Source organism: uncultured Veillonella sp. (assembly GCF_963522475.1).
Taxonomy (GTDB): domain Bacteria; phylum Bacillota; class Negativicutes; order Veillonellales; family Veillonellaceae; genus Veillonella.
In genome coordinates, this window is record NZ_CAUQYW010000010.1 from 1 (window position 1) to 15380 (window position 15380).

Here is a 15380-nt window from a genome sequence, read left to right on the forward strand (position 1 = left end):
TTTTTATCGACCCCCAGTTTAACTGGGGGTTTAGTCATGCCTATTCGGCGTGCAAAAAAATGACTCTACCAGTCACCTAGGTGACTAATAGAGTCATTCATTATATTGACAAAGCTAAAAGATTTGTTCTTATTTTATTTACTATTAAAACCATCTGGATGAGATGTATGCCACTTCCAAGCATCTTTAATCACATCAGCCACATTGCTGAATTTAGGGTCCCAGCCAAGTAAATTTTTAATTTTTTCTGAAGAAGCAATCAATGTACCAGGATCACCAGCACGACGGTCCCCATATCGAACAGGAATATCGATACCTGTAACCTCTTTAGCCGTTTCAATAATTTCTTTTACAGAGAATCCATTACCACTACCAAGATTGAATACTTGAGACTCACCGCCTTTACGCAAGTAATCCATAGCCAATACATGGGCAGCTGCCAAATCATTTACATGAATATAGTCGCGCACACATGTGCCATCAGCTGTATCATAATCAGTACCAAATACTGTAATATGCTCTCTCTTACCACGAGCTGCATCAAGCACAAGAGGAATTAAATGAGTTTCTGGATGATGATCTTCACCAATCGTACCAGATGGGTCTGCACCAGCCGCATTAAAGTAACGTAATGCAACGTATGTAGATCCATAAATGGAACTATAGTCAGACAGCATTTCTTCGATCATTAATTTAGTCCGCCCATATACATTGGTTGGATGTAATTGTGCCTCTTCACAAATTGGCACCACCTCTGGTTCCCCATATACAGCAGCAGTACTAGAAAATACAAAATATTTTACCCCTGCAGTACGAGCAGATTCAATAAGGTGATAGGAACCAACTACATTATTCTCGTAATAAATAGCTGGGTTGACCATAGATTCACCGACCTGTGAATGAGCCGCAAAATGCATAACACCAATAATATTATGTTTCTTCATTACATCTACTAGTTTCGGATCTGCAATATCCATATTGTAGAACTGTATGCCTTCAGGAATAGATTCCACATGACCGCGAGATAAGTTATCTACAATGATAGGAGTATAACCAGCTTTTTTCAAAGCACGCACTGTATGACTCCCAATATAACCAGCACCACCTGTTACTAAAATATTCATAGTTCCCCCTTATGAATGATGTCCATCCTTTGCACTAGCCAGTTTAGGACCAATTAGACGTTTATACACCTCTACCCCAGGTTGGTCAAAAGCATCAACACCTGCAAAAATAGATTCAAAATAAACAGCCCAACAATGCATAAACATAATTTCCCCTAAATGGAATGCATTTAATGTCGGTACAGTTATTGTCATATTAAAACGATTATCACTAGATAAAGCCTCGCGATTAGCATCCAATGCAATATTTAAAATATCGCAAATGCCTACGTTTGATAAAGAATGTAGACGCTCATATTGACTGTAAGAATCTGGTACAATCAGATTATTTTTCCAGTCCTTAACCTTAATAAATTGAACTACCTTATTAAGTCGACCTTCTTGATGTTCTTGAACTTGAGCATGCATGTCCATAGTTCCTACCGCAGCCACTGGTGTACGCCCATACGGTAAGCACGTATTACTCATCTTACCAAGAGATTCAGATAGAAGTTGTACATACCAATCAGATAACGAATGTAGTGCATCACTATATGGCATAAACACTTCAATAATACGGCCATACCGCTCAGACGCAATATATTTCAACAACGCACTTAAAAGACCTGGATTTTTAAAAATATCCTCTTCTTGACATGCAGCATCCATAGAGGCAGCACCAGCTAGGAAGCCTTCAATATCAAAACCTACTAAAGCAGCCGTAACAAAGCCTACCTCAGTAAATACAGAGAAACGGCCCCCAACGCCATAGGGAATGCTGTAAGTCTTCCAATTATTTTCTATTGCCATAGATCTAAGAACTGTAGGATGTGCATCATCAGACATATCTGTAACAGCTACTACTTCATAATTTATATTACGATCTTGTAAGGCTTTTTCCAAAATCATAAAATTCGCCATTGGCTCAATGGTAGAACCAGACTTAGAGGTAATGATGAGCATCACCTTATAGTCTGAACCTTTTGTCTGAGCCTGGTACTCTAAAGTGCGAATGAGACCAGCTAAATAGTCACCATCCACGTTAAAGCCCGCAAAATACATCCGTGGATATCCATTGCGCTCTTCCGTACTAAGATTATTCCAAAATGCTCCACATTGAACATCAAAAATAACCTTACTTCCTAAATAAGAACCACCAATCCCTACCGATACGACAGTATCTATATTATGGCGTACATAGTCACGCAATTCATAAAGGCGCTTCAACATGTTTGGTGTATTAATACCATCTTCTGAAATATATGGAAGTTGGTAAAATAATACCGGTTCAGGTAATCCATCCTTAGAAACATGGCCTTCTTCAAAGCCAGTAGAGCGTAAAATATTTGTGTGACGCCAAACATTTTGTATAGCACGCTCAAAGTTATTTACGTCTCGTTCTTGTATGCAACTTTCATTATATATGTTAGCGTAATCTAACTCGAACCCCGATTGTAATCGCAACATCAAATATCTCCTTCACTGACATTTTATGTACAATATTTTACTCATTATACCATAAAACAATGAATAAAATATTAGTTTATGCAATCATTTCACCCACAAACCATAACCAAAACCCACTGCATACACAGACCATAATAATGCAATAGGGACAGATAGTTTAAACTTAAGCTTTAAAGTCTTATGTCGCCAAATAACCATGCCTAACAGCGCACCAAGACCACCAAAGGCAAATGCTAAAAATAGTAATGTGAACTCTGAAATCCGATTATCCCCCTTGATAGCACATAATTTATCATACCCATACATGCTAAATACAATTAGATTCCATACCCCTACAGTAACCCAAAATTGTGTATCACTCATGTCCCCAAACCTTATATTCCTTACTTATGATGAGACTTAAAATATTCTAAAGTTTTTTGTAAGCCCTCATCTAATGTTGTTAACGCTACAAAGCCAAAATCACGCTCTGCCTTTACATTACCTAAACGTGAATGCTTGATATCCCCTACTCGTTCATCTTCATAATGAACCATAAAATTAACACCACTAATAGATCTGAATCGTGTAATCAACTCATTTACAGATGTCCCTGTATTAGTTGAAACGTTATAAATGCCTGTACAAGTACTATTTCCCATGGCTTTAATATTGGCTTCTACCACATCATCTACGTAAATGAAGTCTCTCGTTTGTTCTCCATCACCATATACAGTTAACGGCTTCTCTTCAACAATTAAACGATTGAAAATACTAATAACGCCACCTTCCCCACCATCACCTTGACGTGGTCCATATACATTGGAATATCTAAAGCATACCGTATTCAAGCCAAAAGCTTCACGATAAATGCGCAAATAGCCTTCTGCTGTAAGCTTAGTCAAACCATAGAAGGATGATGGCATGCCACTTAGCTCTTCTGTCAAAGGTAATACTGCCAAATCTCCATAAACAGCAGCCGAAGAAGGCATTAAGAATTGTTCAACATTTACCTGTCGACATGCTTCAAGTACATTGATAAGTCCTAGTAAATTAACATCACAGTCATAACCTGGATTCTCCATAGAGGACTGTACCATGGTTTGAGCAGCCTCATGGAACACTATAGAAGGCTTAAACTCTTCAAATACAGATAGTAATTTTGGATCTCGTACATCCATCTCAATAAATTGAGCAGCCTCATGTACAAAATAACGCATACCTGTAGATAGATTATCTATAACGAGCACATCGTGCCCCAATTCAATTAATCGATCAACGAGATGGGAACCAATAAAACCGGCCCCCCCTGTAACACATATATTCATAACACCCTCCTTTCAGAGAAAACTAAATTCCCGCTCCTTGTTTCGCTAGTACATCAGCCATTTCATTATATGTATCGCCCGTATGAGCAGCCACCTTGTGAAAGTGTACACGCACGTGGTCTTTTATAGAATCATAAAATTCTGCATACTGCTGAGTAAGTGTATTATTGCGCTTCCACCGCTTAGTAGCCCACATCTCAATACCCATATAGTCATAATATAAGGAACATTCAGGAGTACCATGATCAACGGCATATTTCATCACATACATAGCAGCTAATAGCTCGCCAGCTACATTCCAAAATGCCGTATATCGTTCATCATTAGCTGGAAATGAAAAAGTCTCCTTAGTCCCATTCAAGAAGATAACACCACCAGCTCCAACGGTATTGGTACCTTTATTATAACTACCATCAATATAAGCAATGATATGGTTTGACTTAGTAAAGTCTGGTTTTACAACACTTGATGATACCTTATTTTTAACTCTAGAACCTATAATTCTCGAATATATAGGTTTAGACTGAACCTCATTTCGTGATTTAGGTTCGCTTCGTTTAGCACTCATAAAGTCACTCAAGGATAATCCAGAATCATCTACAAAAGCACGTGCTTCTGCTTCTGTAGGAAAAGACTTGTAGATAGCACCACCAAAGCCTTTAACCTGTTTTTCACAGTCAGCCCATGTAGTATATACTCCTGGTACACGGCCCTGACGAACTGCATAATACTTTTTTGCCATATGCACCTCTTAATGATCCATTGTAAGTGCCACAAATTCAGCATTTACGACAGATGCCAAATCCTTTGGATTTACCTTCATCTGCATACCTCGTAGACCAGCACTTACATATACAAAGTCTTGCGGCTCCATAGTAACGTCAAAATAGGTAGGAAATGATTTTTTCATACCCACTGGAGAACATCCTCCCCGTAAATACCCTGTAATACCAAGCAAGTCCTTAACATGAACAAGTTCTACAGACTTATTATGACTAACACGAGCCGCCTGTTTCATATCGAGCTCTTCAGCTACAGGAATACAGAATACTACAAATCCTGTTTTATCGCCTTTACCAACTAATGTTTTAAAAACTTGTTTTTCATCGAGTCCTAATGCTTCCACAACATGAAGTCCAGCGGAACGCTCCTCAGACCATTCATACTCGCTAATGCTATAAGGCACCTTATGGGTATCTAAAATACGTAATGCATTTGTTTTCTTATGTTTTTCTTTACTCATTATATACCACCTTATATATTAGCGTAACAAATAAACCTTATCAATATATAATATATATCTATAGATACGCATAAATTTTATTACTATTTATTAATAATTTTACTTATATTCTTTAATTCAATGCGCAAGGTTCCATCATCATTCGTTTTAATTTCGATAAAGTCACGATTTTTCATATACTCTACAGGAAATGAAATTTCAATACCGGTATCAGTTTTAATCTTATGGTGTTCCCCGACCTTTGTAGCAAATTCACGGTTTACAGGTAAAGGCCGCATCATATCTGCCTCTTGCAGCTCTTTCTTAGCCGCCTCTTGTTGAATTGGATTAGATTTAAATACCTCTTCCACAATACGAACAGGATCCACCGTATCAGATACTTCAGCATTCTTAGCAATCATTGACTTAGCTGTCGTCATTTCAACAACACCATCTGACTCGTGAGCTTGCGCCACTTTATCTACGATGGCTTTTACCTTTCTCACTGTATCTCTGGAAGATTGATTAGTGCCTAATTGTAATACCTTATCTGCTAAGATATAGGATACTTCACCATCAAATTCTCCTTTAGGTTCAAAAATTCGAACACTAAAATCATGCAAATTAATAGATGCAAAGGCTCTCAATTTCTGAGAAGGCATTGGCAATACAGCCTTATGTGAAACAAGTTCTGTTGCTAAACTGCCATCATCTTCACTAAATAGCTGATGGGTAAAAGCATCATGAGCTTGGCACAAAAGAATACAGATATAAGATGCATCTGTAACAGCTTCACTGATAATCGTATCAATAACAACAGAGTCCGTCGCTTGTTTCATATAGGTAAACAAACTTTCACCTAAATTCTTAGATAAATCTATAAACTTGAGGTCTCCATTTTTATAATCAACTAGTTGTTTACCAAATGGACTTGCATCATGCAAGGTACCTGTTCTAGCACCGGGATCTTTGAACGCCTTAGCTACATGATTGGCAATATAATCTTGTATAGCTTGATCTCCAACCTTTAATTCATGTTCAGAGTATACGGCTAAAGAGGACGTAAAGTCGAAAATCTCTAGAGCCGCCTTGTTAATCTGCATGATGCCTCCTTATAATAGCAAAAACGATTACCCTTTATTATACCACTCTTTTAGTTTTCGTTTATCAACTTTTGAGCATTCTGTAAGTGGTAACATAGGAATTTCTAGAACTGCTTTTGGCCATTCAACTGAAGGTCTTTCGTGATGAATAATTTCTATGATTTTACTTAATTCAGTATTATCCTCTAATACCATATAAGCAACAAAGTCTTCCCCACGTATATCATCATTAATCGTAATAACAGCCACTTCAGAAACGCCCTGTAAGGATTGTAAATACAATTCCATTTCGGGAATAGAAATTTTATATCCCCCTTTATTGATGACATCACCTTGTCGTCCGCTAAACATAAGGTATCCATCTTTATCAATATAGCCACAATCATTTACAGTATAAGTATCAGAAATCCCTTCAATATGATATTTTGTCGTTACATAAATAACATCATCAGCCTCTGTGATTTTAACAGATGGAAATGGTCTTCCCACAGTCCCTTCTCTATCTAACCACTCTTTACCTGTGCAATATGTTATATAGTTAAGCTCAGATGCACCATAGTACAGAATAAACTCCATATTAGGACATATCTGTTGTAACTGCTCCATTAAATGACGATCAAGTACTTGTGAGCCAGCAATAATATAGTTAATGAAAGGTAATTTACATTTACAATGCCTTACGAGCAGTCTAAGTTTTGTAGGAAGAGCATATATGTGATCTACTTTATATCTTTCTAGCAGTTCAATCCAGCGAGTTGGACGTAAGGAACTCGTAGTAACAATAGTTCCTCCTGCCCATAAAACAGCGATAACCATATTACTAACACCAGTAAAACTAAAACTACCTTGTAAAAAGACTTTTGTATCTTCGTTGATACGAAAGATATTATTTTGAATATCAAAAAACTCTCGCCAAGATTCTTCTTTTCGCCACAAGGGTTTAGGTCGTCCTGTAGTACCTGATGTAAGCACACCAAAATCAGATAATGGTGGAACTCCTTCAGATGCTATAACGAGACTTAATTTCTCTATATAGTCTATATCCATCTCATTATGGCACACCATAGGAATGTAACCTCTATACAATGCACCTAACCAATATACAAGTTGTTCTAAAAAGGATTGACTCTGAATTAAAAGAACTTGATTTTTTACTGATTCTCTAGTTTTGGCAACATTTACTATACGACTAATATGATTTATATCTATCGATAGAACAGCATCATATAAATCATCATATGTATACTTTTTATCATCTACAATTAAAGCAACCTTATGGGGATCTAATTCTTTATATTGTTGTAATCGTTCAATAATTGTCATTTTACATTCGTTCCATAATTAAAGCAGTCCCTGTACCGCCTGCACCAGCAATGGCACACAATCCATATCTTCCGTTACAAGATTCTAAAGCAGCCATACAATGAAGTACTAATATAGCACCGGAACAACCATAAGGATGTCCATATGCCAAGGCACCACCAAGCATATTATATTTTTCTATATCGTTAGGATATGCCTTCTTAAAGAGTACATCAATAACAGCAAAAGCTTCATTCCATTCCACCACGTCAATGTCATCCATAGTTAAACTAGTACGTTGTAAAATAGCAGCTGTACTCTCTAAAGCGCCTTCTGGACTAAACTGAGGATTACCTGCCCAAGGCATGACACTATGAATTTTAAAAGGTCCTATTTCATTAGATACATATACAAAAGCACCACCATCATGAGTTAAACAAGCATTACCTGCATTTGTAATAGAATCAGATCCTAGTAAAGGCTTCATTCTCGACAAAAGTTTCTCGTTCATTTTAGGTCGAATACATTCATCTACGCATTTTTTTCCATCTATAGTAAAAGACATTATATAAGATTGTAAAATTTTATTATCTAAAGCTTTAGCAGCTCTTTGATGACTTCCAATAATATAGGGATATAACTCTTCCTTAGATACATTATGCTTATGGATTGTTCGTTCTGCTCCTTCTAACATAGCTAAAGGAGACCGATCTTGAGGAGTAAATTGAGCTACCTTATATAAACCATCTCGATCATCTCCAGTTGCATAGATTCGATCTGGTTGTAATGAAGAGCTTTCAATGCCACCAGCAATAGCTGAATTCATCACTCCTGACGCAATATGTGTATAGGCCATCTCAATACTCATCAATGCTGATGCGCATTGCATATCAATTGTAATAGCAGGCGTTGATACTGATAAACTAGACATTAAGCACATCAAACGTCCAATATTTCCACCTGTACCTACAGCATTACCGCAAAAGACACCATCTACAGATGCAATGTCATACCGTGCTATCAACTCATTAATCAATTGAGCCCCCAACATCTCAGGTCGAATATTTCTATATTGTCCATTTAATACGCCTATAGGGGTTCTAAGCCCACCATGAATATATACTGACATATTAACTCCTATACCCAAATGTAAAAAAGAGGCATCCCAAGGAATGCCTCTTTTCATTATTCCATTCTAAATTTTAATTTTAGTTGCTAACCAAGAAGCAACGAGACATTTTACGATATCCCCAGGAATAAATGGGAACATAACTACAGGCAACGCCGCCCAAAGTTCTGTTTTGGTAACAATCATAAAGCCTACCACACCAAATAGGTATACCACAGGAATTGTAATTACAAGAGAGCGCCATGCATAAGAAAAAAAGCTCTTTTTAGGCCCTTTAAATACACTTAGTAAAGTATATGCTATTGGCCAAGAGAAAATAAATCCCCCTGTAGGTCCCAATAATTTACCAAGACCAGCTGTACCCCCAACGAATACAGGTAGACCAACGGCTCCTAGCAGAACATACACGACAAATACTATAAAAGCATCCTTTGGTTGCAATAATAAGCCTGTTAATGTTGCCACCAAAGTCAATGCGGTTACCATTGCCGGACTAAATGGCAATGGGAAAGAAATATATGCTGAAATACATAATAAGGCTGTTAATAAAGCCATTTTTGTTAAACGTCTTGCTTCCATAATTACCTCTAACTAATACATCTTTGTTTTAAAGACGACAAATCTTCATTCTCACCAAAAAAAGTAGCGGAAAATGCCAATGTATCACCTACATAACCATCTACTTGATTATCTTCAGAATTTTCCACCAAAGTTACTCTATCATCTGCAATAACAGGTGAATGAAAATAAATGGCCATCTGCTGCGCAGATTTACTAATGTTCCAATAATTCCATAAATTTTCTAAAATCATACAACCTGGTACTACATAAGGCGACTCTCGATGAATTTCATTGGTATCATCTATATCGTTTACAAATCGTATGATATCATCCCGAGAGAAAGATATACTTCGATCATTTTCCTCTTCATGAATTGTAGAACGAATTTGAAATTTTCTCGGTACCGGTCGTAAATCAACTATTAAAAAACCTGATTTATCTAAGATACCAATTGTAGTTGTTTTAGCGATTTGATACAGAATACCACTGATAGATTGATCACTACCCGAAGTATCATAATGCATATGCTTAATAACACTATGTCCTGGTAGACCAAAATCATTATTACATAATGTTTTAAAGAGCGATCTCATATAATCACAGTCCTTTATTTATTCAATAAATTGATTATAATCAACATCATCTCATTCGTCAACAAAAGTCATTATCCATTTGTTAACAAATATAAAATAATATATCTATATTAGCTAAATGTACTACCAAAAGAAAAGAACCCATGATATATCATAGGTTCTTTCATAAGGTTAAATCTTATAGATTTGTTATTTAAGATCTAGCTCTTTTAAGTATGCCTTGAAGCTTTCACCTAATTCTTCATTGCGCAATGCATACTCAACAGTAGCTTTTAAGTAACCTAGTTTATCACCTGTATCGTAACGAATGCCCTCATAGGCCAATGCATACGTGTCAGTTTTAGATGCTGCTAGAGCATCAGTCAATTGAACCTCATTACCTACGCCTGGTTTTGTATTTTCCAAAATATTGAAAATATCTGGCGTTAAAATATAACGACCTAATACAGCAAGTCGAGATGGTGCATCTTCTTTTTTTGGTTTTTCCACCAAATTATGAACGCGATATAAATTATCCGCTAATGCTTCACCGGATACAATGCCATAAGAGCTAACTTTATCCTCTGGTACAAATTGAGCCCCTAAAATAATGCCATGATGTTTATCATAACACTCAATTAACTGCTTTAAGCATGGGTTTTCAGGATTATATACAATATCGTCACCAAGTAACACTGCAAATGGTTCATCACCAATAAAAGCTTTTGCGCATAGTACAGCATCACCAAGACCACGTGGAGCTTTTTGACGAATGAAGTGAACCTTAATGTCTGCTAAATCCTTAATCATAGCCAACTGTTTATTTTTACCTTGGCTTTGTAATAGTAATTCTAATTCAACACTACTATCAAAATGATCTTCAATAGCGCGTTTATTACGGCCTGTAATAATTAATATTTCTTCAATACCAGAATCTAATGCTTCTTTCACAATATATTGGATAGCTGGTGTATCAACAATAGGTAGCATTTCTTTAGGTTGAGCCTTCGTAGCTGGTAAAAAACGTGTACCAAAACCAGCTGCGGGAATTACGGCTTTTCTAATACGTTGCATTATAATCTCCTAACTAAAAGTCTTTACCTACAAATTTAACCTTCCATTGATTATCTTTGTTTTTATGACCATCCTTATAAGTTAAATATAAATCAAAAGAGTGTAAATCACGATGCCATGTATAATAAATAGAATCAATATCGCCACTCATCATATTAGTTTTAACACTTACAGAAATATCATCAAGACGAGTTAATTTATAAGAACCACCATATATCAGTTCCTTAGGAAGCTCAGTTGTATCAAATCGATAAGGGGAATTATTATAAGAAATATTACGTTGATTATAAGAAACCCAAACATTAGCACGTTTGCCAGCTTTAGAACGGAAGCGAACACCCCAATATGGCATACTACGTATTGAATCATTATAGCCATAGTAGTCACGTTGGTAACCACCTAAGAAACGTAAGTCCGCATTTTTCCAAAGCTTAATTGGATCATGAGATACCTCAGTATAGTATTCCTCATGAGTACCTTTTACAGAGCCTTCTTTCCAATAGCCTGCATTTACACCGCCACGCACAGTAACCGGAGATTTACCGACATGATAAGTATGCGTATCTAAACGAGCCTCACCAATTTTTTCAACCCATACAGTTTCATCATTATACTCATTAGACTCTTTACTGTAACCAATAGAGGCAGTAGCCCAAGGTAAATAATGACGATAACCCATTTTCGGTTTAAAGCCAGATTTTATATACCAGCGATAGTCAATATATGCCTCGCCATGCTTGCCAATAGGATAATCTGTACTACCATGTAAGCCTAATCCATCATCACTGCTATAAGTTGGTTTCGGTACTAAAGAGAATATACTAAATTTCCCTTCTTTGTCATGACGCAAGGAAGATGTATAAGATGGTAAGGAGAAAAGCTTAAAGTTTTTAATATAGAAAGATGGTTTTTTTATAACCACCTTATCGCCAGGATACACAGTAATATCTTGACCTTCTACACGATAGTCTGGAGTATGTACAAAGGCCATCGCATGTTTTGTAGTAACCATACCCTTTTCTATATGACCAATTTGGCCATCAAAGGTTGCATTATTCCCCTTCACATAATAAGGATCGGTCCACCCCATCGCCTGATCAGCTGTAAAATGACGATCACTCGTGCGATAGGTCATATTTTCCCCTTTAATATCCTTGGTTTTACCACCATCTTCTAAATAATGATAGCCGCCAACCGTACGATATTCCGTAGTTTTTGTATTACCTTCAATACGTGGAGCCTTTAATGTTTGGTTACCGTGTGTAACTACAACATCACCTTGTGCATATACATCACCAGTAGACCCAGTATATGACATTTTATCAGCATCTATACGAGTTGGTAACTGTTCTACAGGCTCACTGGATTTTGCCTTTTCACCACGACGTACAACACGGATATTACTATATTCAGGTGTAGATGCTTTAGAGATTTCTCCAAGATAGGATTGACCAACGCTATCCAATTGGTCTTGATATACCGTGGTTGACTCTGTAGCAGCCCATACAGGTTGTGCCATACAGAACACACAAGCTGCCGCTAGCCATTGTACTTTACGTTTCCTCATGGTTACTAGAACTCCTCTTGCTATTAGAATTTGTTAATTATTGATTACGTTTTACAACCACAATAGGTTGAGATACATTTTCTACCGGTTCTTCTTGTTCTTCTACCGCTGCTGGTTCTTCTGCTGTTGTTTCATTTTCATCAACAGTTGTATCACTAGAATCAACAGTTTCTTCAGTTTCATCGGCTGGAGTTGGAACTGTTACTGCATCTGCCAATTCATCACTACTATGTGCTAAACCATCACCACCAATAACAAGACCTTGAATTGTTACAGAATCTTGAGGTTGTACATAAATTGTTGCACCAGCAGGGTACTCAATATTTTTCCCCTTAATAAAAGCACCGCCTACTAAGCCTACAGGACCAAGTAAAACTGCACCAGCTACAGAAGCGCCAGCAGCTTTAACTTCATTACGAGTTTTATCCTTAGCTTCTTTACCTTGTACCGCAGTAAACTGTGTGCCATCGATGGCAGGAATCGTATCAAATGTGATATCTAATGCACCATTACGACCAAAAGAACGTGCTTTTTTCAAAGATGTAATCGTACCAGATCCTACTGTACCTGCAGGAACTAACAACACATTGCCATCCATTACATTTTCTGCTACTGTGAAAGGAACTGTATCACCTTCATGGCTAGTTTTAGAAGAAACGGCTTCATTCAAGGTAACTTTGAAGACTTTGTTGCCAGCTAATGTACCAACTTGGTTAGTAAGTGTTACATTGCTACCATACACTTTTGTTTTCAAAGAAATAATACGTTTTTGTAAAGAGCCACTACCAATACGTCCATTAACACTACGCTCCATCTTTTCTACACGATCCACGAGAGAGCCTGCATTAATACTATTTTGATATGTATATTCCAAGGCATCCATTTCTTCACGCAAAGAAATATTTGTGCCGCTACCTTCTACAGAGTCATAGAGAGAATCAACACGTTTACTCAATGTAGCGGAGTTACCATTAAAACCAGTACCATACACGGTTTCATCAAGTTGATTAATGCGGTCCACTACAGCACCATCTTGTACAGCGCCATATACAGTAGTTTCCAAAACATTTGTTTTCTCTGTAACTGTGCCAGGAGCAGCAAATGCAGTGCCTGAAATCAAGGATGCCATTAAAAGTGTAAGTACTTGCTTCTTCATAAATTCCTCCACAACGTATCTAATGTATAACTGTTATACAACAGAATAAGCACGGGCCTAAGACCGTGCTTATTCCCTGAGTCTACTATTTTATATGCTCAGTGGCCATTAAATTTTCAAATCGATAATCGCAGATACACCTACGCCTTGAACACGAGATGCACCAATTGGGTTTGTACTATCAACAGGTACCAAACCTTTAACACGAACCATACCGTTAAAGCTACCTTCTACTTGGGCAACAGCTTTAACCTGTTCAATACTAGATGCAGGACCAGTAACTTGAGCAGCACCGATATAACCTTTTGTACCAATACTAATGATAGGTACAACTTTAGTTGTATATTCTGTACTTAAATTGTTTTGTTTCAATAATTTATTTAAGAAAGAGTCAATTTGTGGACCGAATTTATTAATAACAATACCGATACCACCAATTTTAACTGCACCGCCAAGAATACTGCTAAGGCCGCCAGCTTGAGTAGTCAAGATGCCACCAAATGCAGTTGTAGTTAAACAAATCCCTAGAACAGCTGTAATAATCTTCTTTTTCATAATAAGCCTCCTATAGATACTTATATTTTAACAAATTCTATACATAGATTCTAGTGAAAGTATAAGAACTTACACATAAAGATACTAGTATTGTATAAAAGTCCAATGAACAATCAATGAATTTTACGCAACTTAATTTAATGCTACCATCACAAAGATTTGCTGTCAATATCAAGTCTAACTCATACTCTATAGGGACAAAATACTTCTTATTTTTATGGATCCTTAAGACTGAAACAATCTCAATTATAGGATTAACAAATACGTGGGACTTGATCTTCGCCTAATAAATCTATTAATCGTACGCCACCAATAGCTGTTTGCAAACCAACCTTACCAATATTTTTATCTAATGTTTTACCAATTAATACGGCTTCTTTTCCCTCTTCAAAGCTGTGAAGAATCTTTAGTACTTCCTCCGTTACAGAAGGATCGACAACCAATACAACTTTCCCTTCATTAGCTAAATATAAAGGATCATAGCCTAAAATATCACAAACAGATTGCACTTCAGCGTGAACTGGGATAGCACTTTCTTCAATCTTAATGCCTACTTGGCTTTGATCTGCAATTTCTTTTAAAACAGTACCTAAACCACCTCGTGTAGGATCTCTCAGTAAAGCTATCTGAGGGCCCACTTTTTCGAGTACAGCATGTACCATATAATTTAATGGCGCACAGTCAGTTTTCAATGTATCAGATAATTCAAGGCCAAAACGTTGACCCATAACTGCAATAGAATGATCACCAATAGCACCTGACAAGATAATATCCATCCCTGGCTTTACACGATGAGGACCAATATCTATATGTTCTGGAATCATACCAATTCCAGCTGTATTGATATAGATTTTATCAACTTCACCTTTTTTTACAACCTTGGTATCCCCTGTAACGATTTGAACATTAGCAGCTTTCGCCATATCCGCCATAGTATGGAGAATCTCATCTAACTCATCAAAGGCTAGCCCTTCTTCTAAAATAAGGCCACAGCTTAAATACTGAGGTACAGCTCCATTCATCGCTAAATCATTAACTGTACCACATACAGCTAACTTGCCAATATTCCCGCCAGGGAAAAACGCTGGTTGCACTACATAGGAATCTGTAGAGAACGCCATCCGTCCTGTCATAACAGGAAATTGCGCACCATCATGTAATGGAGCTAATAAATCATTTGTAAAGTATTTCAAAATAAAACGTTCGGTCAACTCATGACTAAATCGACCGCCATTTCCATGGACTAAGCGAACTCGCTCCAT

The 15380-nt window shown here is 37.0% G+C and carries 16 protein-coding genes; all 16 read right to left on the reverse strand.

What is annotated here, in order from left to right; genetic code table 11:
- Positions 1-134 precede the first annotated feature (134 nt).
- The 16 genes from galE to hypE all read right to left on the reverse strand — a co-directional run bounded on the left by galE (position 135) and on the right by hypE (position 15380).
- A complete protein-coding gene (gene galE, locus RWP19_RS06615) occupies positions 135-1124 on the reverse strand; it encodes a UDP-glucose 4-epimerase GalE (protein WP_314356961.1) in 990 nt (329 codons plus the stop codon).
- 9 nt (positions 1125-1133) lie between these two features.
- A complete protein-coding gene (locus RWP19_RS06620; protein ID WP_314356963.1) occupies positions 1134-2570 on the reverse strand; it encodes a glucose-6-phosphate isomerase in 1437 nt (478 codons plus the stop codon).
- A gap of 84 nt (positions 2571-2654) precedes the next feature.
- Positions 2655-2933, reverse strand: a complete 279-nt coding sequence (locus RWP19_RS06625; protein WP_314356965.1) for a DUF1294 domain-containing protein — start codon at positions 2931-2933, stop codon at positions 2655-2657.
- A 20-nt stretch (positions 2934-2953) separates the two neighbouring features.
- Complete coding sequence (locus RWP19_RS06630; RefSeq protein WP_314356966.1) at positions 2954-3877, reverse strand: NAD-dependent epimerase/dehydratase family protein; 924 nt, start codon at positions 3875-3877, stop codon at positions 2954-2956.
- 22 nt (positions 3878-3899) lie between these two features.
- Positions 3900-4619, reverse strand: a complete 720-nt coding sequence (locus RWP19_RS06635) for a ribonuclease H family protein (protein WP_314356967.1) — start codon at positions 4617-4619, stop codon at positions 3900-3902.
- A gap of 9 nt (positions 4620-4628) precedes the next feature.
- Positions 4629-5120 carry a Cys-tRNA(Pro) deacylase gene (ybaK, locus tag RWP19_RS06640; protein ID WP_314356968.1) on the reverse strand — a complete coding sequence of 164 codons (492 nt, stop codon included), beginning with the start codon at positions 5118-5120 and terminating at the stop codon, positions 4629-4631.
- Between the two features lie 83 nt (positions 5121-5203).
- Positions 5204-6202 carry a nucleoid-associated protein gene (locus RWP19_RS06645; RefSeq protein WP_314356970.1) on the reverse strand — a complete coding sequence of 333 codons (999 nt, stop codon included), beginning with the start codon at positions 6200-6202 and terminating at the stop codon, positions 5204-5206.
- A gap of 27 nt (positions 6203-6229) precedes the next feature.
- Positions 6230-7525 carry an AMP-binding protein gene (locus tag RWP19_RS06650; RefSeq protein WP_314356971.1) on the reverse strand — a complete coding sequence of 432 codons (1296 nt, stop codon included), beginning with the start codon at positions 7523-7525 and terminating at the stop codon, positions 6230-6232.
- Position 7526: 1 nt separating this feature from the next.
- Positions 7527-8633 (reverse strand): thiolase family protein, encoded by a 1107-nt coding sequence (locus RWP19_RS06655; RefSeq protein WP_314356973.1) that lies wholly within the window; start codon positions 8631-8633, stop codon positions 7527-7529.
- A 66-nt stretch (positions 8634-8699) separates the two neighbouring features.
- On the reverse strand, positions 8700-9212 hold the full coding sequence (locus RWP19_RS06660) for a biotin transporter BioY (protein ID WP_295209258.1): 513 nt from the start codon (positions 9210-9212) through the stop codon (positions 8700-8702).
- Between the two features lie 8 nt (positions 9213-9220).
- A complete protein-coding gene (locus tag RWP19_RS06665; RefSeq protein WP_295209260.1) occupies positions 9221-9787 on the reverse strand; it encodes a hypothetical protein in 567 nt (188 codons plus the stop codon).
- 189 nt (positions 9788-9976) lie between these two features.
- Positions 9977-10840, reverse strand: a complete 864-nt coding sequence (gene galU, locus RWP19_RS06670; RefSeq protein WP_314356974.1) for a UTP--glucose-1-phosphate uridylyltransferase GalU — start codon at positions 10838-10840, stop codon at positions 9977-9979.
- Between the two features lie 13 nt (positions 10841-10853).
- Complete coding sequence (locus RWP19_RS06675) at positions 10854-12407, reverse strand: LptA/OstA family protein (RefSeq protein WP_314356975.1); 1554 nt, start codon at positions 12405-12407, stop codon at positions 10854-10856.
- A gap of 37 nt (positions 12408-12444) precedes the next feature.
- Positions 12445-13563: a hypothetical protein gene (locus RWP19_RS06680; protein ID WP_314356976.1), complete on the reverse strand. Its 1119-nt coding sequence runs from the start codon at positions 13561-13563 to the stop codon at positions 12445-12447.
- 108 nt (positions 13564-13671) lie between these two features.
- Entirely contained in the window at positions 13672-14118 is a 447-nt protein-coding gene (locus tag RWP19_RS06685; protein WP_314356977.1) for a hypothetical protein, read from the reverse strand.
- Positions 14119-14372: 254 nt separating this feature from the next.
- The gene (gene hypE, locus RWP19_RS06690) at positions 14373-15380 is read right to left on the reverse strand and encodes a hydrogenase expression/formation protein HypE (RefSeq protein ID WP_314356978.1); all 1008 of its coding nucleotides are present in this window, start codon (positions 15378-15380) and stop codon (positions 14373-14375) included.

What these genes read in the sequence shown, in the direction of transcription:
- galE (WP_314356961.1), bottom strand. Translation starts at nt 1,124, where the DNA reads ATGAATATTTTAGTAACAGGTGGTGCTGGTTATATTGGGAGTCATACA.
- RWP19_RS06620 (WP_314356963.1), bottom strand. Translation starts at nt 2,570, where the DNA reads ATGTTGCGATTACAATCGGGGTTCGAGTTAGATTACGCTAACATATAT.
- RWP19_RS06625 (WP_314356965.1), bottom strand. Translation starts at nt 2,933, where the DNA reads ATGAGTGATACACAATTTTGGGTTACTGTAGGGGTATGGAATCTAATT.
- RWP19_RS06630 (WP_314356966.1), bottom strand. Translation starts at nt 3,877, where the DNA reads ATGAATATATGTGTTACAGGGGGGGCCGGTTTTATTGGTTCCCATCTC.
- RWP19_RS06635 (WP_314356967.1), bottom strand. Translation starts at nt 4,619, where the DNA reads ATGGCAAAAAAGTATTATGCAGTTCGTCAGGGCCGTGTACCAGGAGTA.
- ybaK (WP_314356968.1), bottom strand. Translation starts at nt 5,120, where the DNA reads ATGAGTAAAGAAAAACATAAGAAAACAAATGCATTACGTATTTTAGAT.
- RWP19_RS06645 (WP_314356970.1), bottom strand. Translation starts at nt 6,202, where the DNA reads ATGCAGATTAACAAGGCGGCTCTAGAGATTTTCGACTTTACGTCCTCT.
- RWP19_RS06650 (WP_314356971.1), bottom strand. Translation starts at nt 7,525, where the DNA reads ATGACAATTATTGAACGATTACAACAATATAAAGAATTAGATCCCCAT.
- RWP19_RS06655 (WP_314356973.1), bottom strand. Translation starts at nt 8,633, where the DNA reads ATGTCAGTATATATTCATGGTGGGCTTAGAACCCCTATAGGCGTATTA.
- RWP19_RS06660 (WP_295209258.1), bottom strand. Translation starts at nt 9,212, where the DNA reads ATGGAAGCAAGACGTTTAACAAAAATGGCTTTATTAACAGCCTTATTA.
- RWP19_RS06665 (WP_295209260.1), bottom strand. Translation starts at nt 9,787, where the DNA reads ATGAGATCGCTCTTTAAAACATTATGTAATAATGATTTTGGTCTACCA.
- galU (WP_314356974.1), bottom strand. Translation starts at nt 10,840, where the DNA reads ATGCAACGTATTAGAAAAGCCGTAATTCCCGCAGCTGGTTTTGGTACA.
- RWP19_RS06675 (WP_314356975.1), bottom strand. Translation starts at nt 12,407, where the DNA reads ATGAGGAAACGTAAAGTACAATGGCTAGCGGCAGCTTGTGTGTTCTGT.
- RWP19_RS06680 (WP_314356976.1), bottom strand. Translation starts at nt 13,563, where the DNA reads ATGAAGAAGCAAGTACTTACACTTTTAATGGCATCCTTGATTTCAGGC.
- RWP19_RS06685 (WP_314356977.1), bottom strand. Translation starts at nt 14,118, where the DNA reads ATGAAAAAGAAGATTATTACAGCTGTTCTAGGGATTTGTTTAACTACA.
- hypE (WP_314356978.1), bottom strand. Translation starts at nt 15,380, where the DNA reads ATGGAGCGAGTTCGCTTAGTCCATGGAAATGGCGGTCGATTTAGTCAT.